21 protein-coding genes are annotated in these 21,204 nt (G+C 69.8%); 6 read left to right on the top strand and 15 right to left on the bottom strand.

The window, feature by feature from the left end:
- Positions 1–57 precede the first annotated feature (57 nt).
- From pcaD to ACFV9C_RS30025, 3 genes are all read right to left on the bottom strand, one after another.
- Positions 58–801, bottom strand: coding sequence for a 3-oxoadipate enol-lactonase (gene pcaD, locus ACFV9C_RS30015; RefSeq protein WP_380198896.1), 744 nt, complete (start codon positions 799–801; stop codon positions 58–60).
- Positions 802–893: 92 nt separating this feature from the next.
- Positions 894–3,335, bottom strand: coding sequence for a WD40/YVTN/BNR-like repeat-containing protein (locus ACFV9C_RS30020; RefSeq protein WP_380198897.1), 2,442 nt, complete (start codon positions 3,333–3,335; stop codon positions 894–896).
- 178 nt (positions 3,336–3,513) lie between these two features.
- Complete coding sequence (locus tag ACFV9C_RS30025) at positions 3,514–3,942, bottom strand: MarR family winged helix-turn-helix transcriptional regulator (RefSeq protein ID WP_380198898.1); 429 nt, start codon at positions 3,940–3,942, stop codon at positions 3,514–3,516.
- A gap of 70 nt (positions 3,943–4,012) precedes the next feature.
- On the opposite strand from ACFV9C_RS30025, the gene ACFV9C_RS30030 reads away from it, so the two are divergent.
- Both ACFV9C_RS30030 and ACFV9C_RS30035 read left to right on the top strand, forming a co-directional pair.
- Positions 4,013–4,837 (top strand): alpha/beta hydrolase family esterase, encoded by an 825-nt coding sequence (locus tag ACFV9C_RS30030; RefSeq protein ID WP_380198899.1) that lies wholly within the window; start codon positions 4,013–4,015, stop codon positions 4,835–4,837.
- Between the two features lie 26 nt (positions 4,838–4,863).
- Positions 4,864–5,424, top strand: coding sequence for a YbhB/YbcL family Raf kinase inhibitor-like protein (locus ACFV9C_RS30035; RefSeq protein ID WP_380198900.1), 561 nt, complete (start codon positions 4,864–4,866; stop codon positions 5,422–5,424).
- Between the two features lie 18 nt (positions 5,425–5,442).
- Here the strand turns inward: ACFV9C_RS30035 and ACFV9C_RS30040 are convergent, their stop codons facing one another.
- From ACFV9C_RS30040 to ACFV9C_RS30085, 10 genes are all read right to left on the bottom strand, one after another.
- Complete coding sequence (locus tag ACFV9C_RS30040; RefSeq protein WP_380198901.1) at positions 5,443–6,156, bottom strand: hypothetical protein; 714 nt, start codon at positions 6,154–6,156, stop codon at positions 5,443–5,445.
- Between the two features lie 56 nt (positions 6,157–6,212).
- On the bottom strand, positions 6,213–7,379 hold the full coding sequence (gene rodA / locus ACFV9C_RS30045) for a rod shape-determining protein RodA (protein WP_380198902.1): 1,167 nt from the start codon (positions 7,377–7,379) through the stop codon (positions 6,213–6,215).
- Positions 7,379–9,430, bottom strand: coding sequence for a penicillin-binding protein 2 (gene mrdA, locus ACFV9C_RS30050; RefSeq protein ID WP_380198904.1), 2,052 nt, complete (start codon positions 9,428–9,430; stop codon positions 7,379–7,381). Before mrdA ends, rodA begins: the two co-directional genes overlap by 1 nt.
- The gene (gene mreD, locus ACFV9C_RS30055; RefSeq protein ID WP_380198905.1) at positions 9,427–9,963 is read right to left on the bottom strand and encodes a rod shape-determining protein MreD; all 537 of its coding nucleotides are present in this window, start codon (positions 9,961–9,963) and stop codon (positions 9,427–9,429) included. Before mreD ends, mrdA begins: the two co-directional genes overlap by 4 nt.
- A gap of 3 nt (positions 9,964–9,966) precedes the next feature.
- A complete protein-coding gene (gene mreC / locus ACFV9C_RS30060) occupies positions 9,967–10,941 on the bottom strand; it encodes a rod shape-determining protein MreC (RefSeq protein ID WP_380198906.1) in 975 nt (324 codons plus the stop codon).
- 12 nt (positions 10,942–10,953) lie between these two features.
- Positions 10,954–11,970, bottom strand: a complete 1,017-nt coding sequence (locus ACFV9C_RS30065; protein WP_380199124.1) for a rod shape-determining protein — start codon at positions 11,968–11,970, stop codon at positions 10,954–10,956.
- A gap of 257 nt (positions 11,971–12,227) precedes the next feature.
- Positions 12,228–12,623, bottom strand: a complete 396-nt coding sequence (locus tag ACFV9C_RS30070; RefSeq protein WP_380198907.1) for an NUDIX hydrolase — start codon at positions 12,621–12,623, stop codon at positions 12,228–12,230.
- Positions 12,624–12,633: 10 nt separating this feature from the next.
- Positions 12,634–13,044, bottom strand: a complete 411-nt coding sequence (gene ndk, locus ACFV9C_RS30075; RefSeq protein WP_380198908.1) for a nucleoside-diphosphate kinase — start codon at positions 13,042–13,044, stop codon at positions 12,634–12,636.
- 3 nt (positions 13,045–13,047) lie between these two features.
- Positions 13,048–13,410, bottom strand: a complete 363-nt coding sequence (locus ACFV9C_RS30080) for a DUF4233 domain-containing protein (RefSeq protein WP_380198910.1) — start codon at positions 13,408–13,410, stop codon at positions 13,048–13,050.
- Positions 13,407–14,765 carry a bifunctional folylpolyglutamate synthase/dihydrofolate synthase gene (locus tag ACFV9C_RS30085; protein ID WP_380198911.1) on the bottom strand — a complete coding sequence of 453 codons (1,359 nt, stop codon included), beginning with the start codon at positions 14,763–14,765 and terminating at the stop codon, positions 13,407–13,409. Before ACFV9C_RS30085 ends, ACFV9C_RS30080 begins: the two co-directional genes overlap by 4 nt.
- Before the next feature lie 74 nt (positions 14,766–14,839).
- Between ACFV9C_RS30085 and valS the strand changes: the two genes are divergently transcribed.
- Together valS and ACFV9C_RS30095 are read left to right on the top strand one after the other, a co-directional pair.
- Complete coding sequence (valS, locus tag ACFV9C_RS30090) at positions 14,840–17,383, top strand: valine--tRNA ligase (RefSeq protein WP_380198912.1); 2,544 nt, start codon at positions 14,840–14,842, stop codon at positions 17,381–17,383.
- Between the two features lie 224 nt (positions 17,384–17,607).
- On the top strand, positions 17,608–18,624 hold the full coding sequence (locus ACFV9C_RS30095; RefSeq protein WP_380198913.1) for a hypothetical protein: 1,017 nt from the start codon (positions 17,608–17,610) through the stop codon (positions 18,622–18,624).
- Here the strand turns inward: ACFV9C_RS30095 and ACFV9C_RS30100 are convergent.
- Together ACFV9C_RS30100 and ACFV9C_RS30105 are read right to left on the bottom strand one after the other, a co-directional pair.
- A complete protein-coding gene (locus ACFV9C_RS30100) occupies positions 18,621–19,547 on the bottom strand; it encodes an AEC family transporter (RefSeq protein WP_380198914.1) in 927 nt (308 codons plus the stop codon). The two genes, ACFV9C_RS30095 and ACFV9C_RS30100, sit on opposite strands and share 4 nt — an antisense overlap.
- A 69-nt stretch (positions 19,548–19,616) precedes the next feature.
- Entirely contained in the window at positions 19,617–20,063 is a 447-nt protein-coding gene (locus ACFV9C_RS30105; protein ID WP_380198915.1) for a MarR family winged helix-turn-helix transcriptional regulator, read from the bottom strand.
- Positions 20,064–20,134: 71 nt separating this feature from the next.
- Here ACFV9C_RS30105 and ACFV9C_RS30110 point away from each other — a divergent pair, with 71 nt between their 5' ends.
- Both ACFV9C_RS30110 and ACFV9C_RS30115 read left to right on the top strand, forming a co-directional pair.
- Complete coding sequence (locus ACFV9C_RS30110; protein ID WP_380198916.1) at positions 20,135–20,548, top strand: PPOX class F420-dependent oxidoreductase; 414 nt, start codon at positions 20,135–20,137, stop codon at positions 20,546–20,548.
- Complete coding sequence (locus ACFV9C_RS30115) at positions 20,545–21,003, top strand: nitroreductase/quinone reductase family protein (protein WP_380198917.1); 459 nt, start codon at positions 20,545–20,547, stop codon at positions 21,001–21,003. The genes ACFV9C_RS30110 and ACFV9C_RS30115 overlap by 4 nt, the downstream gene beginning before the upstream one ends.
- Positions 21,004–21,204 lie beyond the last annotated feature (201 nt).

Here is a 21,204-nt window from a genome sequence, read left to right on the forward strand (position 1 = left end):
CCAGTCAGCGGTCCAGAGCACCCACCAGCCTAACGCCGTACCCCTGTACGGCTGGAATCAGCCGAGGTGAGCGAGCAGCAGTGGGTTGATGACGTCCGGGTGGGAGTAGGTGACGAGGTGGGCGGCGTTTTCGATGATTTCGAGGTGGGCGCCGGGGATGTGGGTGGCGAGGGGGATGACGGTTTCGGGTGGGATGGAGGTGTCGGAGTCGGCGGTGATGACCAGGGCGGGAGCCGTGATGTTCGCCAGGTCCGGGAGCAGGTTCGTGGTGCTGAGGGCCTCGCAGCAGGCGGCGTAGCCCTCGGCGGGGCAGTTGAGAAGCATCTCGCGGACCGGGTCGATGTCCTTGAAGTCGGGGAGGAACCAGCGGCCCAGGGTGGCGTCGGCGATCGACTGGGTGCCTTCGGCGCGGACCTGGGCGGCTCGGTCGGTCCACAGGTCGGGCGTGGCGGCTGGGTTCGACGGTGGGCAGATCGTGACCAGGCGGTGGAGGCGGTCGGGGGCGTTCTGGGCCAGCCAGAGCCCGACGGCGCCGCCGAGGGAGATGCCGACGTACGACGCCTGCTCGACACCCAGCGTGTCGAGCAGTTCGACGACGTCGCCGCCGAGGTCCGCGATCGTGTACGGCCCGTCGGGTACCTCCGAGCCGCCGTGGCCGCGGTGGTCGAACGCGATCACCCGGAAGCGCTCCGCGAGTACGTCGACCTGCGGCGCCCACATCGTGTGATCTGCCCCGAGCGACGATCCGAGCAGTACGACGGGTGCGTCAGCCGGACCTGTCTCCACGTAGTTGAGTCGCATGCCGACCACTGTACGTACCGTCTCGGGCACATGCCCCGGGGTCGCGGAACAAGCAATGGCGTGTTCAGCGACCCCGGCGCTTGTCGTCGCCGCTACTTCGGGGCAGGTGCCTTCCAGATGCTCCGCCCGAACGTGGCGGCGTACACGGTGCTGCCGTCGCCGCTGACCTTGATGTCGAGGATCGATGTCTGCGGCAGGCCGCGGGCGATCCGCGTCCAGTGCTTCTGCCCGGAACGCATCGTGAACGCGCCGAAGTCGGTGGCGGCGTACAACCGGCTGCGGACCGGGTCGTAGCTGAGCATCTCCACCGGCGCGTTCGGAAGGTTGCCGCTGGCATCGGTCCAGCTGCGGCCGCCGTCCCTGGTTTCGAACACCGACGCCGCCGCGGACCCCTCGCGGAACCCGGACAGCGCCACCCACACGTGGTCCTGCTGCCGCGGATCGACCACCACGGCGTTCACCCAGCGCTCGGGCACCCCGGTCAGCTTGGTCCAGTGCGCGCCCAGGTCGTCGGTACGCCAGAGCAGGCCGTTGTCGGTGCCGACGTACAGCGTCTTCGAGTCGCCGGCCACGCCGATCGCGCTGATCGTGTGGTAGCTGTTCGCGTAGACCGGGTCCGACGCCTCGCTCGGCGGGCCGCCGGCCAGGTCCGCGTCGCCGGCCGGGGAGATCGCGGTGAAGGTCCGCGCCTGGTCGGTCGAGCGGTCCAGGACGTTGCCGCCGAAGTAGACGATCGACGGATCGTTCGGGTCGAACGCCATCGGCGCGTCGGTGGTGATCCGCTCGCTGTGCCGGGTCCCGAAGTTCCAGCTGGTCTCCTTGCCGTCCACGTCCTGATGGCCGTGACACGTCCCCTGCTGGAGGCATTCGTAGTACGTGTTGTGGTCCTTCGGGTCGATCAGCACCCAGTGCCCGTCACCGCCGCCGAACGCGTTGAACTGGGTCAGGTCCCCCGGCGGAGTCGCCGCGGTCCAGGAGCGGACGCTGCCGTTGTCCTGCAGCCCGGTGGCCAGCCGGTTCGGGTCGTCCTGCGCGACGGCGAGGTGGTACGACTGGTTGAACGGCTCCACCTCGGAGTGCACGAATGTCTTGGTCGCCCCGTTCTGGTCCGAGCGGTACACGCCGCCGTCGTTGCCGACGTACAGCCGGCCCGGGACATTCGGGTCGTACGCGAGCGCGTGCTGGTCCGCGTGCAGGCCGGACAGCGAGGTCCAGGTCTGCCCGCCGTCGGTGGACGCGCGCATGTTCAGGTCCGCGCTGAACAGGTGGTCCGGGTTCGCCGGGTCCACCCAGATCTTCGCGAACCACCACTCGTACCCGCTCCGCCCGCCGGCCTTCCCGCCCGCGGTGAACGTCGTACCGAAGTCGTCGGAGACGTAGAAGCCCTTGTCGGCGCCGTACTGCGTCCCCGTGACCACGTACACGCGGTCCGGGTGGCTCGGCGCGACGCCGATCCCGATCCGGCCGAGGCTCGCGTCGCTGGTCAGGCCGCTCGCGTCGCCGTCGGACAGCTTGGTGACGTTGTCGAGCCGCTTCCACGTCGTACCGCCGTCGTCGCTGCGGAACAGGCCCGAGCCGACGCCGCCGTACGTCCGGACCGCCGCGGTGCGGTGGTGGTCCCAGAGGGCCGCGAGCATCCGCTGCGGGTTGGTCGGGTCGATGACGACGTCGACGGCGCCGGTGGTGTCGTTCGGCGGCGCGAGCACCTGCTGCCACGAGTGGCCGCCGTCCTCGCTGCGGTAGAGCCCGCGCTGCGAGACCGGCTTGTACGGCGAACCGGAGGCCGCGGCGAAGATCCGTCGCGGGTTCTTCGGGTCGACCGCGATCCGCCCGATCGCCGCACTGTCGCGGAGGCCGCGGTTGTGCCAGGTCTTCCCGCCGTCGGCCGACGAGTAGATGCCGTCGCCGAAGAACGTGAGGCCGCCACCGGGCGGGTTCGCCTCACCGGTGCCGGCCCAGAGCGTGCCGTCCGGTCCGCGGTCGAGGGCGCCCATGGTCTGGTTCTGGTCGGCCGGCCAGACCGGGGTGAACGTCTTGGACGCGTCCGTACTGCGCCAGACGCCGCCGCCGGAGGCCGCGATGTACACGGTGTCCGGCCGGGTCGGGTCCACCACCAGGCCGACGATCCGGCCGCCGATGTTCGACGGGCCGACGTACGACCACGCCTTCTTGCCCGGGTCGTCCGGGATCTTGGCCGCCTGGGTCCGGGCCTGCTGGACCTGGTCGAGGCCGATGTCCTTGCCGGACGAGAACTTCGTGGTCAGGTAGTCCGCCGGGCCGGTCGCGCCGGCCCCGGCCCGTTCCGCGAGCTCGAAGTGCGCGGCGCAGATGGCCGGCATCCCGGCGGTCTCGGTCTCGCCTTCCTCGCCGGACAACTGCCGTTCGACCCGTTCCCAGCCGGCCTGCGCCCTCTGCCCGAGGGACGGCGTCTGCGCCATCCCACAGGTGTCACTCGTTCCCGCCGCCGCGGCTCCGACGCCTGCCAGCACTACGGCCAGCACCGTGACACCCGCGATCTTCCTCCGTCGGCCCATGGGTCGACACCTCCCGCTCCCGCTCGGTGAATGAGCTGGGCAGGTCAGGTCCCCGCGCCTCACGCCCGGAAGTGCTTCTACCCTGCTGTAGTTGCGCGGAAACGGACAGTGCTCACGTCGTCCGGCGGTGATGCTCGAAGACGACCGAGCCGCGGATGTCGGTGATCTCCTGGCGGCGTCAGTCGATCAGGCGGCGGAGGAGGGTCAGGGACTCGCTGAGGCTGGCCTGCTCTGCGGGGGTAAACCGCTCGGCGATCGCCTCGGTGAGGTGCTCATGACCGGCGTCGCGGCGTTCGGCCAGGAGCTTCCGACCGGCCGCGGTGACGACGAGGAGCTTGCGGCGTCCGTCACCGGCGTCCGGTTCACGCCGCACGAGTCCCCGGTCGACGAGGCGGCTCACGGAGACGGTGACCGACTGGTGGGTGATCCGGTCCAGGCGGGCCAGATCAGCGACGGTGTGCGGGCCTTCGCGGTCGAGGCGCTTCAGGATCGAGACCTGCGACAGGTTCAGGTCGTGCAGCGGCGACACGGCCCGCTGCCGCCGTACCAACGCGCCGACGACCACCTGGAGTTCGTCGGCGATCTTCCTGGCGTCAAGTGCTCCCATGCCGACATAATATACAGTCTGATTGCGCAGTTTAGCTGCGCATCAACTGAGAGGGGACAGGGTGATACGGGTGGGCGGCCGGGATCGCACGTTCACGATCCGGGAGCCGGCGCCGGGGCGGCAGCGGCCGCTGGTGCTGATGCTGCACGGGAACAACCCGGGCGGCGACGGCGCCCGGACGATGCGGGAACTGACAACGTTCGACGAGCAGGCGGCGGCCCGCGGATTCGCGATCGCCTCTCCGGACGGAGTCGGCGGATCCTGGGCGGACGGGCGCGGCGTAACCTCGGCGGACGAGGCCGGCGTGAACGACGTCGCGTTCCTGGCCGCGCTGATCGAGTGGTCCGCCGATCGGTACGGGACGTCGGCCGACCGGAACATCGTCGCCGGGATCTCGAACGGGGCGTTCATGGCGCACCGCTTCGCGCTCGAGGCGAGCGAACGCGTCGCGGTACTGGCCGCTGTCGCCGGCGGCATGCCCGCGGACCTGTCCGCCGTACAACCACAACACGCGGTGTCGGCGCTCCTCATCCACGGGACCGCCGACCGGATCTCCCCGATCGACGGCGGCTACTCGCGTCGGCGCGGACCTCAGGGTGAGCTTCGCGGTCGCACGCTGTCCCTCGCCGAAACCGCCGACCGGTGGCGCACGATCGACCGCTGCCCGGCCGGCCCGGGTACGACGTACCGGACCGACCTGTCGAGCCGGACCGACTCGGCGACCGGGGCCGGCGGGACCCGGGTCACGGCCTGGACCGTGCTCGGCGGCGGCCACAGCTGGCCGGGCGCACCGACCGGGGACTGGGAACCGACCAGTCAGGAGTTCGACGCCGCCGAAGAGATCTGCCGCTTCGCCGAGCCCCTGCTCGCCGGCGCCGAGGCGCGGCAACTCTGATCCACCATTCCGACAAGGAGAACCAGATGGCAGTGCTCGGCAAGTTGCTCAAGAACAGGCGCGCCGGCGAGGACCACCTCGCGTGGAACGCGCCGAACCTGGCCGGCCCGGACACCCTGACCCTCACCAGCCCGGACTTCGCACACGAAGCCACAATGCCGACAGCGCACGTCGCGAAGCGGTACGGCGGGCAGGACCTCTCACCGGCGCTGGCGTGGAGTAACGCGCCGGCCGGCACCGCGCAGTATCTGCTGATGGTCGAGGATCCGGACGTCCCACTGTCCAAGCCCGTCATCCACTGCGCGGCACTGCTCGACTCCGCGCTGACCGCGCTTCCGCAGGGCGCGTTGGACGCGGCGACTCCCGCGGACGGTGTGCAACTGCTGCGTTCGGTGGTCGGCCGGGGATACCACGGCCCAGGCCCGATCAAGGGCCACGGCCCGCACAGCTATGTCTTCGAACTGTTCGCCCTCGCCGCCCCGGTCACAGCTCCCGACGCGGCGACCGCGAAGACCCGGATGGTGATCGGCACCGCCGGCCCGGTCCTGGCCCGCGCCCGATTGGACGGCATCTACGAACGCCGCTGATCCACGATTCGGCCTGAGTCACGCGGGCTTGAGGACCTGGCGGGCCTTCGTGACGGCGGCCTCGGTCGCGGGGTCCAGTTCGCCGCCCTGGCCGGCGAGTACGCCGACCGAGAGGATCACGTCGCCGACGCCGGTGACGACCGCGGCGTACTCGAGGCCGCGCTTCGGCCCGCTGGTCCCGGTCAGCTGGAACGCGAACGGCTTGGTGCCGTACGCCGGGGCCGTGATCGCCTCGACCTTCATCGAGGTGTTGCCCGACCCCGCGGTCTTCAGCGTCACCTTCGAGCAGTCGTCGACGGCCTTCGCGTACGCCGCGCGGAGGTCGTCGACCTCGGCGGCGGTGCCCATCGAGTCGAGGCCGTAGTCGATGTACGGACCCTCCTGGCCGCCGGTGAAGGTACGCGTCGCGGTGGCCTTCGAGCCCGGCGCCTTGCTCGCGTTCAGGTACTTCACGAGCGGCTTGCAGCGGCTCGTCGGGGCCGAGAACGGCTTCGTACCGTCGTCCTCGTCCTTGTCCAGCGCGAACCCGCTCGGCAGGTCGGCCAGCTGGAGCAGCGCCTGGGTGAGCTCCGCCGGCGTCCGCGTGACCGGCCCGGCAGGCGTCGACGGTGCCGCGCTTGGCGTCGTACTGGAGCTCGGGCTCGCGGGCGGCGCCGCGTGCTTCTTGTCGTTCCCGCCACAGGCGGTCAAGGACAGCGCTATCACAGCGGCGAGCGCGAGGTACCTGTTCATGGGCCTTCCGAGGGCTCTGGGCGGGCCGAGCAGGCAGCAGCGTACCTGACGGGCAGTCAGTACCGGTGCGACCTCAGGTGGATGTTCTGCAACAGGCCGACGGCCAGCAGACAGGCGAACATCGACGACCCGCCGTACGACACGAACGGCAGCGGCAGGCCGGTCACCGGCATGATGCCGAGCGTCATCCCGACGTTCTCGAACGCCTGGAACGCGAACCAGCAGACGATCCCGGTCGCCACCAGCCGGCCGAACGCGTCCCGTGCGTTCACCGCGATCCGCAGCCCGCGGAACAGGATGATCGCGAACAGCACGATGATCGCGCCGGCCCCGATCAGCCCGAGCTCCTCCCCCGCGACCGTGAACACGAAGTCGGTGTGCTGTTCGGGGACGAACCCGTTCTGCGTCTGGCCGCCGTGGAACAGGCCCTGCCCGAAGACGCCGCCGTTCCCGATCGCGATCCGCGCCTGGTTCACGTTGTACCCGATGCCCTGCGGATCCGAGGACGGGTGCATGAACGCGGTGAAGCGGTCGATCTGGTACCGCTTCAGCACGTGCGTGCTGATCGCGATCGCCGCCACCACGACGCCCCCGGTGAGCAGCGCGAGCATCCAGCGTTTCGGTACGCCGGACACCGCGATGATGCCGAACACGATCGACCCGAGCACCATCACCGTACCGAGGTCCGGCTGCAGCATCACCAGCACCACCGGGACCGCGGCGACCGCGACGGCCTGCGCGATGTCGAGCGTCCGAGCGTCCTCGTTCCGGTCGGTCTCGCTCTTCTCCGCGATCAGCAGCGCCATCCCGACGATCACCGCGAGCTTGGCGAACTCACTGGGCTGCACCGACATGAACGGCAGCAGGATCCAGGACCGGGACCCGTTGATGGTGGCGCCGATGCCCGGCACCAGAACCAGGATCAGCCCGAGGATCGAGCCGGCGTACAGCACCGGGGCGAGGATCCGGACCCGGCGGTGGTCGGTGATCGCGGCACCGACCGCGAGCACCAGGCCGATCGCGAAGTTGATCGAGTGCCGGATCAGGTACGCGTCCGGCTTGCCGCCGGTCAGCGAGGTCTTGTTGTGCGTGGCGGACCAGACCAGCAGCGCGCCCAGGAACGACAGCGCGACCACGCTGAAGACGAGGACCCAGTCGACCTGCCACACGGTCGACCGCCGGTCCATCCGCGGGCGGGTCCGGATCGGGGACAGGAGCGCCATCAGTGCTTCGGTTCCTTACCGGGCGGCGGAGCGGGGGTGATGTTGTACAGCGTCTCGTAGATCTTCCGCACCGCGTCACCGCCGGCGCCCGAACCCGTACCGGCCTGGCTGATCATCATCACCACGGCGTACCGGTCGGTGTACGACGCCAGCCAGGACGTGGTCTGCTTGCCGTAGACCTCGGCCGTACCGGTCTTCGCACGCACCGGGATCTTGTCCAGCGGGAAGCCCTGGAACTTCCAGGCCGCCGTACCGGTCAGCGTGGTCTGCTTGAGCGCGTTGTCGATGTACTTCAGGTTGCCCGCCGAGACCGGGAGCTTGGTCTTCGCGACCGGCTTGATCTCGTGCGCCTTGCCGTTGGCACCGATCCAGGACTGCACCACGCGCGGCTCGTACACGGTGCCGCCGTTCGACAGGGCTGAGTACACGGTCGCCAGTTGCAGCGGGGTGACCGTGGTGTCGCCCTGGCCGATCGCGAAGTTCACCGCGTCACCGGCGCGGTACTTGTACCCGTCGACGCAGAACTCGCGGGAGAACTGCTTCAGGAACGCCGACGTCCCGGCCGGCGGGTTCGCCGAGATCTTGCAGTAGTAGTCCTTCATCGAGTCGTAGTACGTCTTCTTCCACTTCCGGTCCGCGATCCGGCCGCTCGCCTCGCCGGGCAGGTCGACGCCGGTCGGCGTACCGAGACCGAACTTCTGCGCCATCTCGACCAGCGGGTCGTGGGTGTTCACGTCGCTGGAGTTGCCGCCCTCTTTCAGCCAGAGCGCGTACGCGATCCGGTAGAAGAACGTGTCGCAGGACAACGCCAGCGCCTGGTCGAACCCGATCATCCCGCGCGACGCGGACTCGTAGTTCTTGAACCTGCGGTTGCCGACCTCGAAGTACGCCGAGCAGTCGAGCCGCGTCTTCGGGCTGTACCCGGCGCCCAGTGCGGCCGACGTCGTGATCGGTTTGAACGTCGACCCCGGCGCCAGCTGCGCCTGCAGCGCGCGGGACACCAGCGGCGTCCCGGACTTCGCCGAGTACAGTGCGTCCAGCTCGCGCTGGCTGATCCCGCCGACCCACACTCCCGGGTCGTACGTCGGGTAGCTGGCCATCGCGACGATCCGGCCGGTCTTGGTGTCCATCACGACCGCGGCGCCGGAGTCCGCGACGTACTTCCTGTGGGTGACCGGGTCGGTCTGCTTCCGCGCGGTCATGATCGCGCCCTTGAGCTGGGTCTCGACCGCCGCCTGGATCCGGGAGTCGATCGTGCTGACCAGCGTCGCGCCCGGGACCGGGGCGGTCTGCTTCTGGATGCCGGTGGCGTAGCCGACCGCGTCGACGATCACGTCCTTCTCACCGGGCGTGCCGCGCAGGAGCTTGTCGTAGGACCGTTCGATGCCGGCCCGGCCGACCAGGTCCGAGCGGTGCGGGACCGAGTCCTGCCCGGCCTTGTCCATCTCCGCGAGCTCATCGGTGGTGATCGGCGACAGGTACCCGAGGATGTGCGCGGCGTTCACCTTGAACGGCTCCGGGTAGGCCCGCAGGGTCTGCGAGTCCGCGGAGATCCCCGGGAAGTCCTCGCGGCGCTCCATCACGTCGATCGCGACCTGCTCGCTGACGTCCTTCGCGACCGGGATCGGCTGGTACGGCGTACCGTTCCAGCAGGCGGGCGGTTTCGACGCGCCGGGCTCGCCGCACAGCATCGTGCGGGCCTTGAGGTCCTTCGGCGTCTGGCCCAGCACCTTCGCCAGGCGGCCGATGACGACGTTCTGCTGGGTCTCCGGGAGCTTCGCGAGCACCGAACGGTCCACCGTGATCATCAGCGAGACCCGGTTCCCGACGAGCGTCCGGCCCTGCGAGTCGACGATCGTGCCGCGCGGGGCCGGGATCAGGACCTGGCGGATGTGCTGCTGGTTCGCGGCCTGGGAGTAGTCGGCGCTCGACATCACCTGCATGTACCAGAGCCGGCCGAACAGCGTGCACAGCAAAGAGAAAACCAGCACCCCGATCACGAACAGCCGCAACCGGGCCTTGAGCGGAGCGTCGAAACCGTCCCAGCTCACGACGCGACCCGGCGGCGTTCGCGGGCGGGTTTGACGCGGCCCATGATCCACATCACCAGCGGGATCACCACGATCGCGCCGACCACGTCGTACCCGGCCGCGATCCCGAGGCGGACGCCGAACTGGCCCCAGTCGACCGACGGGTCGTGCAGCAGCGATCCGGTCGCGCTGTACAGGAAGAACGAGATCGCCGTACCGAGCACCACCGTCACCGCGACGCCCAGCGGACCGACCGGCCCCGACGACGTGCGCTCGCGCCGGATCAGCCCGGCCACGTACCCCGCGACCGCCATCGACAACGCCCAGCGGCCGGCCGTGTGGTCGGCGGGCGGTACGACGTCCATCAGCAGACCGCCGACGAACCCGGCGATCGCACCCCACTCCGCGCCGCGGGACAGCGCCAGCGCGATCACCACGATCAGCGTCAGGTCACAGGTCACGCCCGCGACCGCGATGTGCGTCAGCACCGACGTCTGCAAGGTCACGGCGATCGTCAGGAACAGGGCCGCCAACCCGATGCGCAGCGCGATCACAAGTCAGCTCCCCTTCCCGGTGAGTTGCTGGCGCGGCGGCCGGGCGGGTGGCCCGGTCACCACGCCGACGGTGTCGATCCTGGTCGGATCGACGTACGGCTTGATGGTTGCGGTGGATCCGAGCGCGCCCGCGTTCGGCGTCACCGAGGTGACGACGCCGATCGGGACACCCGGCACGTACGGCGCGTTGTCGCTGGAACCCCAGGTGACGATCCGGTCGCCGACCTTCGGCCGCGCCTTCGGGTCGACGAGTTTGTAGTCGAGGGTGCCGGCCACGTCGCCGCGCCCGGACACGAAACCGAGCGCGAGCGTCGAGTTCAGCCGGCCGCCGACGGTCGAGTTGCGGTCGCCGATCAGCAGCACGGTCGCGGTGCCCTGGGTGGTGCGCACCACCCGGCCGACCAGACCGGTGCCGTTCAGCACCGTCATGTCGGTCCGCACGCCGTCGGCCGTGCCGGCGTCGATCGTCACCGTGTGGCTGAACGTCTGCGCACTGCCGATCCCGATCACCCGGGCGGGGGTCATCGTGTACTGCGGTGCGATCTTGAGCAGCTTGTCCAGCTCCTGCGCCCGGCTCCGGGCATAGTCGGAGGTGTCCAGCTGCCGGGTCAGATCCTCGTTGGCCTTCTTCAGTTTTTCGTTCTCGGACTTCAACCTATCCATTTCCGCGAAGCGCTCGCGGAGGTTGTCCACAGGCTGCCGCGCCGACGTCGCGGTCGACTCCAGCGGACCGAAGACGGCGGCCGCGGCCTCGCGCACCGGTTCGAGCGGCGAACCGGCCGACCGCCGGGCGTCCAGCACGATCAGCGTGAAACAGGCCAGGATCACCAGTGCCAGCACGGACCGGCGGCGCCGTATCTCGCGCGGTGTACCGGCCGAGCGCAGCGGCGTCTCGCCCGCCGAGCGGAACGCGCTCCGGGTCGAGGTGCTGCTCCGGGCCGACGTACTGCGGGACGGGCTACCGAGGTCTTTGAGCATTCCGTGGGTACCTCAGCGCCGGTTGTCGGTGACCAGGATGCGGTTGAGGGTCTCGATGTTGTCCACGCACTTGCCGGCCCCGAGCACGACGGCGTCCAGCGGGTTCTCCGCGACGTGGATCGGGATGCCGGTCTCGTGCCGGAGCCGCTCGTCCATGCCCTTCAGCAGCGCACCGCCGCCGGTCAGCACGATGCCGCGGTCGACGATGTCGCCGGCCAGCTCCGGCGGGGTCTTGTCCAGGGTCGCCTTGACCGCGTCGACGATCGCGGTGATCGGCTCCTCGATCGCCTGCCGCATGTCCGCCGAGGACACCTTCACGGTCCGCGGCAGGCCGGAGACCATGTCCCGGCCGCGGATCTCGCTGTCCGGGCCGTCGGTGGTCGGGAACGCGGACCCGATCGTCATCTTGATCTGCTCCGAGGTGGCCTCGCCGAGCAGCAGCGAGAACTCCTTCTTGCAGTAGTTCACGATCGACTTGTCGATGGCGTCGCCGGCCACCCGGATCGACTGGCTGGTGACGATGCCGCCGAACGAGATGACCGCGACCTCCGTCGTACCGCCGCCGATGTCGACGACCATGTTGCCGGTGGCGTCGCGGACCTCGAGGTTCGAACCGAGCGCGGCGGCCATCGGCTCCTCGATGATGTAGACCTTGCGGGCGCCGGCCATGTACCCGGCGTCGCGGACCGCACGCTGCTCGACCGCGGTGATCCCGGACGGTACGCAGACCACGATCCGTGGCTTCGCGAAGTACCGCCGGCGGTGCACGCGCTGGATGAAGTACCTGAGCATCTGCTCGGCGGCGTCGAAGTCCGCGATCACGCCGTCCTTCAGCGGCCGGATCGCCGTGATGTTGCCCGGCGTACGCCCGATCATCTTCTTCGCCTCGTGACCGAACGCGACCGCTTCGCGCGGCTCGTCCGTCCGGGTCGCGACCACGGACGGCTCGTTCAGCACGACCCCCCGGCCACGCACGTACACCAGGGTGTTCGCCGTTCCGAGATCGACCGCCATGTCGCGGCCGAGCATGCTGTTAGCCACCGCGGCACCTCCCACTCGGTCCCCGACCAGGCTAAACGCTGAGCAACGCCGCCTGTGGACCGACACGACCCGTCCGCCCAGGCACGTATCGTATCTGCTCAAGCACCAGCAGTCCGCAACGCCCTGCGGCTGCGGCCATTCCGCTCGCCTGCTCCGGTCGCTCCAGGTGTTTGCGGAAAGAAGTCTGCCGATAGCGCCAGAAAACTTCCGAAAAGCATTCAGGACAGCCTGCAGCCCCAGTGCGATCAGCGAAGCAACACCGCGTCGAGACGGACCTGGACGGGACCGTAGATGCCCCCAGGAATGCGGTCGGCGACCTCGCGCCAGTCACACCACGCGACGGCATCCAACTCGCGAGGGCTCGCGACGCTCGCAACTCCACCGATCACCCGGCACTCGGCGTAGTACATCCGCCGCCCGTTCGCCGGGTGATCCCGTTCGCCCAGCAGGGCGACGTACTCCACCTGCAGGCCTGTCTCCTCACGGGTTTCGCGTACGGCGGCGGTGGCCGGCGGCTCCCCTTCCTCGACCTTCCCGGCGGGGAACTGCCACCACAAGGAGCCTTCGGCCACGCGTCGTCGCACGAGCAGTACCCGCCCGCTTTCGATCACGACCGCTGCCGCGACAGGTTGTTCGGACATCGGAACCTGATCAGGGCAGGTCGGGGAACCAGATCTTGGTCTCGCGGGAGGCGGACTCCTCGGAGTCCGAGCCGTGGACGAGGTTCTCGCGGTTCGAGAGCGAGAGGTCGCCGCGGATCGTGCCCGGGGCGGCCTTGCGGCCGTCGGTGGCGCCGTTCAGGGCGCGGACGACCTCGATCGCCTCGTCGCCCTCGAGCACCAGCGCCACCAGCGGGCCGCTGGTGACGAAGTCCCGCAGCGGCGGGTAGAAGGCCTTGTCGACGTGCTCGGCGTAGTGCTGGTCGGCCATCTCACCGTCGATCGTGCGCAGGTCCATCGCGACGATCGTGAGGCCCTTGGCCTCGAACCGGCCCAGCACCTCGCCCACCAGGCCGCGGCGGACCGTGTCGGGCTTCAGCAGGACCAGGGTGCGCTGCGACATCTGTCAACTCTCTCTCGAAGTAGTCGGGGCGGCTGAGCTTAACCGCTCGTGTGCCTTCTTCGCCGCCTCGATCCGGCGGCCGAGGACTATCGCGGCCACCCAGAAGGCGGCGAAGGCGAGGCCGAGGACGAACATCACCGGTACGACGAAGCCGAGCCCGACCGCGCCGACCTGGACCAGCGAGCCGAGGACGTACCCGGCCTGGAAGCGGAGCAGCCCGGCCGCGAGCAACGCCAGTACGAACAGGCCGAGACAGGTCGGGACCGCCACCGCGGGGCGGACGTCCGCGATCGAGATCATCACCGGCGTCACGAGCGCCAGTACGACGGACTCGAACGCGAGCACGATCGAGGCGAGCGACCTCACTGCTCGTCCTTCTGCTTGCGGACCAGCAGCGAGCGCGCCTCACCCGCCGTGATGACCGAGCCGGTGATCAGTACGCCGCCGCTCCCGAACGCGACCGCGCCCTCCTCGGCGAGCCGGATCGCGTCGTCGATGGCGTCGATCAGGTGCGGGCGGACCAGCACCCGGTCCTCGCCGAACACCTCCGCGGCCAGCTCGCCCAGCTCCTCGGCGGGCATCGAGCGCTCGACGAAGCTGTTCCGGGTGCAGACGACCGTCTCCATGATCGGCTCGTACGCCTCAAGGACGCCGTACACGTCCTTGTCCTTCATACAGCCCAGTACGCCGATCAGCGGCTGGAACTGGAACGTCTCCGACACCGCGGCCGCGGTCGCCTCGGCGCCGTGCGGGTTGTGCGCGGCGTCCACGACGATCGTCGGGCTCTGCCGGACGACCTCCAGCCGGCCGGGGCTCGTCACCTGCTCGAAGCCCGCCTGCAGCAGCTCGGTGGTCACGCGTCCCTCGGTCTCCGGGCTCGCGCCGAGCAGCGCCTCGACGGCCGCGACCGCGACGGCGGCGTTGTGCGCCTGGTACTCACCGTGCAGCGGGACGAACAGTTCGTCGTACTCCGCTCCGAGGCCCTTGATCGACACCACCTGGCCGCCGACGGCGAGCGTACGGCTGACGAGGCCGAACTCGATGCCCTCGCGGGCGACCTGCGCGCCGGTCTCGGCGGCCTTGCGGAGCAGCACCTCGAAGACGTCGAGGCTCTGCTGCGCCATCACGACCGTGCCGCCGGGCTTGATGATCCCGGACTTCTCGCCCGCGATCGTGACCGGATCCGCGCCCAGCAGGTGCGCGTGGTCGACCGCGACCGGGGTGATCACCGAGACCGTGCCGTCGGCGACGTTCGTGGCGTCCCAGGCGCCGCCGAGCCCGACCTCGATCACCGCGACGTCGACCGGGGCGTCGGCGAAGATCGCGAACGCCATCCCGACCATCGCCTCGAAGAACGTCAGCGGGTGCTCCTGCTCGGCGTCGACGACGTCGAGGTACGGCGCGATCTCCTGGTACGCCTCGACGAAACGCTCCTCGCTGACCGGCTCGCCGTCCAGCGTGATCCGCTCCGTCACCTTCTCCAGGTGCGGGCTGGTGAACCGGCCGGTGCGCAGCCCGGACGCGCGCAGCAGGCTGTCGATCATCCGCGCCGTCGACGTCTTGCCGTTGGTACCCGTCAGATGCACCACCGGGTAGGCCTTCTGGGGGTCGCCGAGCAGCTCGACGAGCCGCCGGACGCGCTCCAGGGTGGGCTCGATCTTGTGCTCCGGCCAGCGCTGCTGGAGCCGCGCCGACACTTCGGCAAAGGAGAGGTCGCTCATCAGAAGGCCCAGTCTAGGAGGGGGGTGTGGATAACCGGTCGGAGCACCCCTTGACAACCACTAACATTGTGCGCATGAGCCAGACGTCCCGCGTTCCAGACAAGCCCAGCCTCGACGGCCTCGAGGAGAAGTGGGCTGCCGTATGGAAGGAGCAGCAGACCTACGCCTTCGACCGCACCGCCGAGCGTGCCGATGTGTTTTCCATCGACACGCCGCCGCCGACGGTCTCCGGGTCGCTGCACGTCGGGCACATCTTCAGCTACACGCACACCGACCTGGTCGCGCGGTACCAGCGGATGCGCGGCAAGAAGGTCTTCTACCCGATCGGCTGGGACGACAACGGCCTGCCGACCGAGCGCCGGGTGCAGAACTACTACGGCGTCAAGTGCGACCCCTCGCTGCCGTACGACCCGGACTTCACTCCGCCGGCCAAGCCGGACCCGAAGAAGCAGCTCCCGATCTCCCGGCAGAACTTCGTCGACCTGTGCGGCGAGCTCACGCACATCGACGAGCAGGCGTTCGAGTCGATGTGGCGGCAGGTCGGCCTGAGCGTCGACTGGTCGTACCTCTACACCACGATCTCCGAGGACTCCCGGCGTACGTCGCAGCGCGCGTTCCTGCGCAACTTCGCCCGGGGCGAGGCGTATCTGGCCGAGGCGCCGACGGTCTGGGACGTCACGTTCCAGACCGCGGTCGCGCAGGCCGAGATGGAGGCCCGGCCGTATCCGGGCGCCTACCACCGGGTCGCGTTCCAGGGCGTCGACGGGCCGGTCTACATCGAGACCACCCGCCCGGAGCTGATCCCGGCGTGCGTCGCGCTGATCGCGCACCCCGACGACGACCGCTACAAACACCTGTTCGGTACGACGGTGAAGTCGCCGCTGTTCGGCGTCGAGGTCCCGGTCCTGGCGCACGAGGCCGCCGAGATGGACAAGGGCGCCGGCATCGCGATGTGCTGCACGTTCGGCGACCAGACCGACATCCAGTGGTGGCGCGAGCTGCAGCTCCCGGTCCGTACCGTCATCGGCCGCGACGGCCGGTTCCTGCGCGAGACCCCGGCCTGGCTCGAGGACTCCGCCGAGCTGTACGGCGAGCTGGCCGGCAAGACCGTCTTCAGCGCCCGCGAGCTGGTCGTGGCGAAGCTGCGCGAGAGCGGCGAGCTGGACGGCGAGCCGAAGAAGACCGAGCGGATGGCGAACTTCTACGAGAACGGCGACAAGCCGCTCGAGATCGTCTCCACCCGGCAGTGGTACATCACCAACGGCGGCCGGGACGCTTCGCTCAAGCAGGAGTTCCTGGACCGCGGCGACGAGCTCGCCTGGGTTCCGGAGCACATGCGGCACCGCTACCTGAACTGGGTCGAGGGCCTGAACGGCGACTGGCTGATCTCCCGCCAGCGGTACTTCGGCGTCCCGTTCCCGGTCTGGTACCCGCTCGACCAGGACGGCGAGCCGGACTACGCGCACCCGCTGATGCCGTCCGAGGCCGAGCTGCCGATCGACCCGACCTCGCAGGCCCCGCGCGGGTACGACGAGTCCCAGCGCGGCAAGCCGGGCGGGTTCGAGGCGGACCCCGACGTGATGGACACCTGGGCGACGTCCTCGCTGACGCCGCAGATCGTCTGCGGGTGGGAGCGCGACGACGACCTGTTCCGCCGTACCTTCCCGATGGACCTGAACACGCACGCGCACGAGATCATCCGCACCTGGCTGTTCTCCCGCGTCGTCCGCGCGCACTTCGAGAACGGCACGCTGCCGTGGGCGCGGTCGATGATCTCCGGGTTCGTCGTCGACCCGGACCGGAAGAAGATGTCGAAGTCCAAGGGCAACGCGGTCGTGCCGTCGGAGATCCTGGACAAGTTCGGCTCGGACGCGGTCCGCTGGCGTGCGGCGATGGCGCGGCCGGGGCTGGACTCGCCGTTCGACGAGTCGCAGATGAAGGTCGGCCGGCGGCTCGCGATCAAGGTGCTGAACGCGTCGAAGTTCGTCCTCGGGTTCGGCGCCACCACGGTCGACGCCGCGGCTGTCACGGAGCCGATCGACCTGGCGATGCTGCAGCGGCTGCGCTCGGTCGTCACGGACGCGACGGCGGCCTTCGAGCGGTACGACTACACCGGGGCGCTGGAGATCGCGGAGCGGTTCTTCTGGACGTTCTGCGACGACTACGTCGAGCTCGTGAAGGAGCGCGCGTACGGCGGTCAGGGTGAGGCCGCGGCCGCCTCCGCGAAGGCTGCGCTCGCGGTTGCGTTGTCGGTGCAGTTGCGGCTGCTGGCGCCGTACCTGCCGTTCGCGACCGAGGAGGTCTGGTCGTGGTGGCAGGAGGGTTCGATCCACCGGTCGTCGTGGCCGACGGCGGAGGACGACCTGGCGGTGGCGGAGCAGGAGGCCGAGGTTCTGGACGCGGTGTCCGAGGTGCTCGCCGGGATCCGCGGGGCGAAGTCCGAGGCGCAGGTCTCGATGAAGACCGAGGTCTCGAAGGTCGAGGTCACCGGTCCGGCCGCGCGGCTGTCGCTCGCGGAGCGGGCCGAGCCGGATCTGCGCGCTGCCGGGCGCATCACCGGCGAGATCGTTTGGCACGCCGACGAGTCCGACGCGGTGAAGGTCGTCGCGACACTCTGAGTAGCTGTTCGCGGGTGCCCGCCTTCCGACACCGGGAGGCGGGCACCTGTGCGTTCGTCCGTCGTGGAAGCCGCTGTGCGGAAACTAATCTGCACCTGGAGCAAGAAAAGTTCCGCGAACCGGGTGCTTCGGCTGACCCTGCGGGGCCGGGTTGTTGCGATGTGGAACGATCGGGACGAACCACCAGCCGCACCCCGTGACCCGCACGTCCGAGGAGCTACTCGATGACCGACCCCACCACCCCGGTGGACCCGAAGAACCAGCCCGGCACCGCGGCTGACGACACCACCGAACTCCCCGCCGTACCCGCGGCCGAGGACACCCCGTCAGAGAGCACCGGCAACACACCTGCCGCCTCCCCCGCGGCCGGAACCACCGAGAAACCGGCACCCACCAACGCAACCACCACGAACGCCACAGACGCGGGCGCGACGGCCGGGACGGCGGTAGGCGCCGGTGGTGCCGGCGCGGACGGTGCCGGCGCGGACGGTGCCGGCGCGGACGGTGCCGGCGCGGGCGGGGCGCCGGCGGATGCGAGTGGCGCCGGCGCTGACGGATCGGCGGTCGCCGTGAAGGAGGCGGGCGCCGGTGCGGGGGGCGTCGGTGGGACGGGCGTCGGCGGGGCGGGTGCGGATGGGAAGGGGGGCGGGGTCGGTGGTGTGGGTGACGCGGTGGGGCGGGAGGGCGGTGGGGGGAAGAAGCGGAAGGGGTTGCGGCGGGTTCGGTTGAGTGGGGGTTGGTTGACTGTTGGTGGGGCGGTGGTGTTGCTGGTGGTGCTGGCCGTGCTGGGGTATGTGTGGGGGCTGGGGCCGTTGCAGCGGCTGAACACGAACCGTGGGATCAACCCGCCGGCGAAGCTTGCCGGGCTGGATCGGATTACCGACAAGGGTATTCGCGACCAGCTGCAGCTCGACCAGACGCGGGAAGCGCTGAGCCGGATCAACAACGGCAAGCAGGCGACCGTCGAGGCGTACGGAACGATCGACGGCAGCCGGATGTACGTGATCATCGCGCTCCGCGGCAAGGTCGACATCGACAAGACCGTCGCCGACTCCGGCGCCACGCCGGACAAGGTCAAGCACGTCGGCAGCAGCACCTGCGTGGAGGCGAGCGGCAACCTCCCCACCCAGTGCTACCGAGGCTCCAACACCCTCACCGTCATCGCCCAGTCCGCCAACGAAGGCGTCCCCGTCGACCAGGTCGCCCCGGTAGCCGAAGAAGCCTTCAAAGCCATGCGCTAGGTGAGGAGGCCGGCGATGAGGATCATGGTGGGGATGGACAGGAGGGTGCTGAGGAGTACGGCGCTGCGGGCCAGGGTGCGGCTGGAGCGGTAGTGGACGGCGTAGACGTAGACGTTCTGGGCGGTGGGTAGGGCCGCGAGGAGTGTGGGGGCCAGTAGGGCGGGGCCGTGGAGGTCCAGGAGCCAGCGGGCGATGGTGTAGGCGATCAGGGGCTGGGCGACGGTCTTCAGGGAGACAGCCAGTACGACGTCGCGGCGGAGGGTGATCGAGTCCTTGGTGCCGGCGCTGAGGCTGAGGCCGTAGGCGATCAGGGCGACGGGTACGGCGGCCGCGGCGAGCAGGTCGATCGGGCGCATGACGGGGTCCGGCAGGTGGACGCCGAGCAGGGACACCAGCAGGCCGAGCAGGGACGCGACCGTGAGCGGGTTGCGCAGCGGGCGGGTCAGGACCGTCTTCAGGTCGACGCGCCGGCCGCTCCCCTGGCGGTCCCCGTCCAGTACGGCGAACGCGATCGGCGCCATCACCAGCACCTGGAACAGCACGATCGGCGCCACCAGCGCGCCGTTGCCGAGCACGTACGCCGCGACCGGTACGCCGAGGTTGCCCGCGTTCACGTACGACGAGGCGAGCACCCCGATCGTGGCCTCGGACCGGGTCCGCCGCCACAGCACCGCCGCGATCAGCAAGAACACCGTCTGCACCACGAACAGGCTGACCAGGTTGGTGACCAGTACCGCCGAGAAGATCGATCGCAGGTCGGCCCGCGCGACGGTGGTGAACAGCAGGGCGGGCGTCGCGACGAAGAACGCCAGCCGGGACAGCACCAGCTCGTCCTGGGAACGCAGTACGCCGGCGACGCCCACGACGTACCCGAGCACGGCCACTGCGACCAGCGCCGCGAAGGCGCCGATGACGGCCGACATGTCAGGAACTCAAACGCGTGGGCACGCCGTCGATCGTAGGGGCAAACGCTGTCCGCGGCGCGCGGTCGCTCACTCGCTGGACGGTGACGTGCGGCACCTCATGATGATGCCCTCGACCGTGCTGCGGAACTGCTCGCGGTCGCCCTCCGGGATCGGCTCGGTCAGCCGGCCGAGCGCCGCGCCCATCTCGGCGTGGAACGCGGACGCCGTCTGCCGTCCCGCCTCGGTGAGCGTCACCCGGACCGCCCGCCGGTCCCCCGGTACGGCGGACCGCACCGCGAGCCCGCGCTTCTCGATCCGGTCCATCAACCCGGTCAACGCGGCCTTCTCGACGCCGAACAACTGGGCCAGCTCCGCCATCCCGCGCGGCCCGCCGATCAGCACGCACAGCAGCTTGGCCTGCACCGGCGTCAGCTCGTGCCGCTCCGAGACGGTCGCGTAGATCCCCTGGACGAGCGTCATCAGCTGGATCAGCCCGGTCCCGGTGTCCAACTGCTCCGCCCACGTCTCGCTCACGGCACTACGGTACATGGCATGTATGGTTAATCACGCGTACAGTACGTGGCATTAATCATCATGGAGGACCGATGTCATTCAACGACGAGGAACTCGACTACCTGCGGACCCAGCGGATCGCCCGGATCGCCACGGTCGGCCCGGACGGGCAGCCGGACGCCGTACCGGTCGGGTTCGAGTACGACGGCACGCACCTGTTCATCGGCGGCCTCGACCCGGCGAAGACGCGGAAGTACCGCAATGTGCTGGCCGGCAACACCAAGGTCGCGGTGATCCTCGACGACCTGCCGTCGACCGATCCCTGGGTGCCGCGGTACCTGCGGATCTACGGCACCGCCGAGACCGTCGAGCGGATCGGGCAGTTCGGCCCCGGGAAGTACCTGCGGATCACGCCGACGACCTCCTGGAGCTTCAACCTGGAAGGCAAGCCGTTCGGGCACGGCGACCAGGTGTCCACCAACCGCACCGTGCACACGGCGTCATGAGCTTCGACACGAAGGCCGGCACCCGCGGATCCCGGCAGCCCCGAGGACGGCTCCTGCACTGGGCGAACACGCTCGTCAACCGCCGGATCCGCCGCGGCCGGAACAGCAAGTTCATGGGCTTCGACGCCCTGGTACTGCGGACCGTCGGGCGCAGGTCCGGCGAGGAGCGGTTCACGCCGCTCGGCTGGTTCCCCGCCCCGGACGGCAGTCGCCTGATCGTGGCGGCCGCGGCCGGTGCACCCGGGAATCCGGCCTGGTACTACAACCTCGCCGCGCACCCGGACGACGTACGGATCGAGGTCGGCGGCGAAACCCTCGCCGTCCGCGCCGAGCAGTTGCACGGGGCGGAGCGCGAGGAGGCGTGGCAGCTGATCGTCGCGGCGTCGCCGCGGTTCGCGGACTACCAGGTGAAGACGGACCGGGAGCTCCCGGTGATCCGGCTGAGCCCACGCTGATCGGTGCCCGCGGCAACGATCAGCGGTAGTACGTTGAGGTCATGAGTCGTGTGCTGCTGCTGGCGGTGATGCTGCTCGGCACGGCGGGATGCAGCGGTGGGGGGGCGGAGGAGCCCCCCACCACCCCCCCCCCCCGGCCCCCACCCCCCCCCCCCCCAAAAACACACCAAAAACCACCCCATTTACGCAGGGTGCAGCCCC

It is taken from the genome of Kribbella sp. NPDC059898 (assembly GCF_042730855.1).
Taxonomy (GTDB): domain Bacteria; phylum Actinomycetota; class Actinomycetes; order Propionibacteriales; family Kribbellaceae; genus Kribbella.

Excerpts from the sequence above, each read along its gene's own strand:
- ACFV9C_RS30095 (WP_380198913.1), top strand. The coding sequence starts at position 17,608 with ATGACCGACCCCACCACCCCGGTGGACCCGAAGAACCAGCCCGGCACC.
- ACFV9C_RS30040 (WP_380198901.1), bottom strand. The coding sequence starts at position 6,156 with ATGAACAGGTACCTCGCGCTCGCCGCTGTGATAGCGCTGTCCTTGACC.
- ACFV9C_RS30100 (WP_380198914.1), bottom strand. The coding sequence starts at position 19,547 with ATGTCGGCCGTCATCGGCGCCTTCGCGGCGCTGGTCGCAGTGGCCGTG.
- ACFV9C_RS30070 (WP_380198907.1), bottom strand. The coding sequence starts at position 12,623 with ATGTCCGAACAACCTGTCGCGGCAGCGGTCGTGATCGAAAGCGGGCGG.
- ndk (WP_380198908.1), bottom strand. The coding sequence starts at position 13,044 with ATGTCGCAGCGCACCCTGGTCCTGCTGAAGCCCGACACGGTCCGCCGC.
- mreC (WP_380198906.1), bottom strand. The coding sequence starts at position 10,941 with ATGCTCAAAGACCTCGGTAGCCCGTCCCGCAGTACGTCGGCCCGGAGC.
- ACFV9C_RS30025 (WP_380198898.1), bottom strand. The coding sequence starts at position 3,942 with ATGGGAGCACTTGACGCCAGGAAGATCGCCGACGAACTCCAGGTGGTC.
- rodA (WP_380198902.1), bottom strand. The coding sequence starts at position 7,379 with ATGGCGCTCCTGTCCCCGATCCGGACCCGCCCGCGGATGGACCGGCGG.
- valS (WP_380198912.1), top strand. The coding sequence starts at position 14,840 with ATGAGCCAGACGTCCCGCGTTCCAGACAAGCCCAGCCTCGACGGCCTC.
- ACFV9C_RS30065 (WP_380199124.1), bottom strand. The coding sequence starts at position 11,970 with ATGCTCGGCCGCGACATGGCGGTCGATCTCGGAACGGCGAACACCCTG.
- ACFV9C_RS30115 (WP_380198917.1), top strand. The coding sequence starts at position 20,545 with ATGAGCTTCGACACGAAGGCCGGCACCCGCGGATCCCGGCAGCCCCGA.
- ACFV9C_RS30020 (WP_380198897.1), bottom strand. The coding sequence starts at position 3,335 with ATGGGCCGACGGAGGAAGATCGCGGGTGTCACGGTGCTGGCCGTAGTG.
- pcaD (WP_380198896.1), bottom strand. The coding sequence starts at position 801 with ATGCGACTCAACTACGTGGAGACAGGTCCGGCTGACGCACCCGTCGTA.
- ACFV9C_RS30035 (WP_380198900.1), top strand. The coding sequence starts at position 4,864 with ATGGCAGTGCTCGGCAAGTTGCTCAAGAACAGGCGCGCCGGCGAGGAC.
- ACFV9C_RS30110 (WP_380198916.1), top strand. The coding sequence starts at position 20,135 with ATGTCATTCAACGACGAGGAACTCGACTACCTGCGGACCCAGCGGATC.
- ACFV9C_RS30085 (WP_380198911.1), bottom strand. The coding sequence starts at position 14,765 with ATGAGCGACCTCTCCTTTGCCGAAGTGTCGGCGCGGCTCCAGCAGCGC.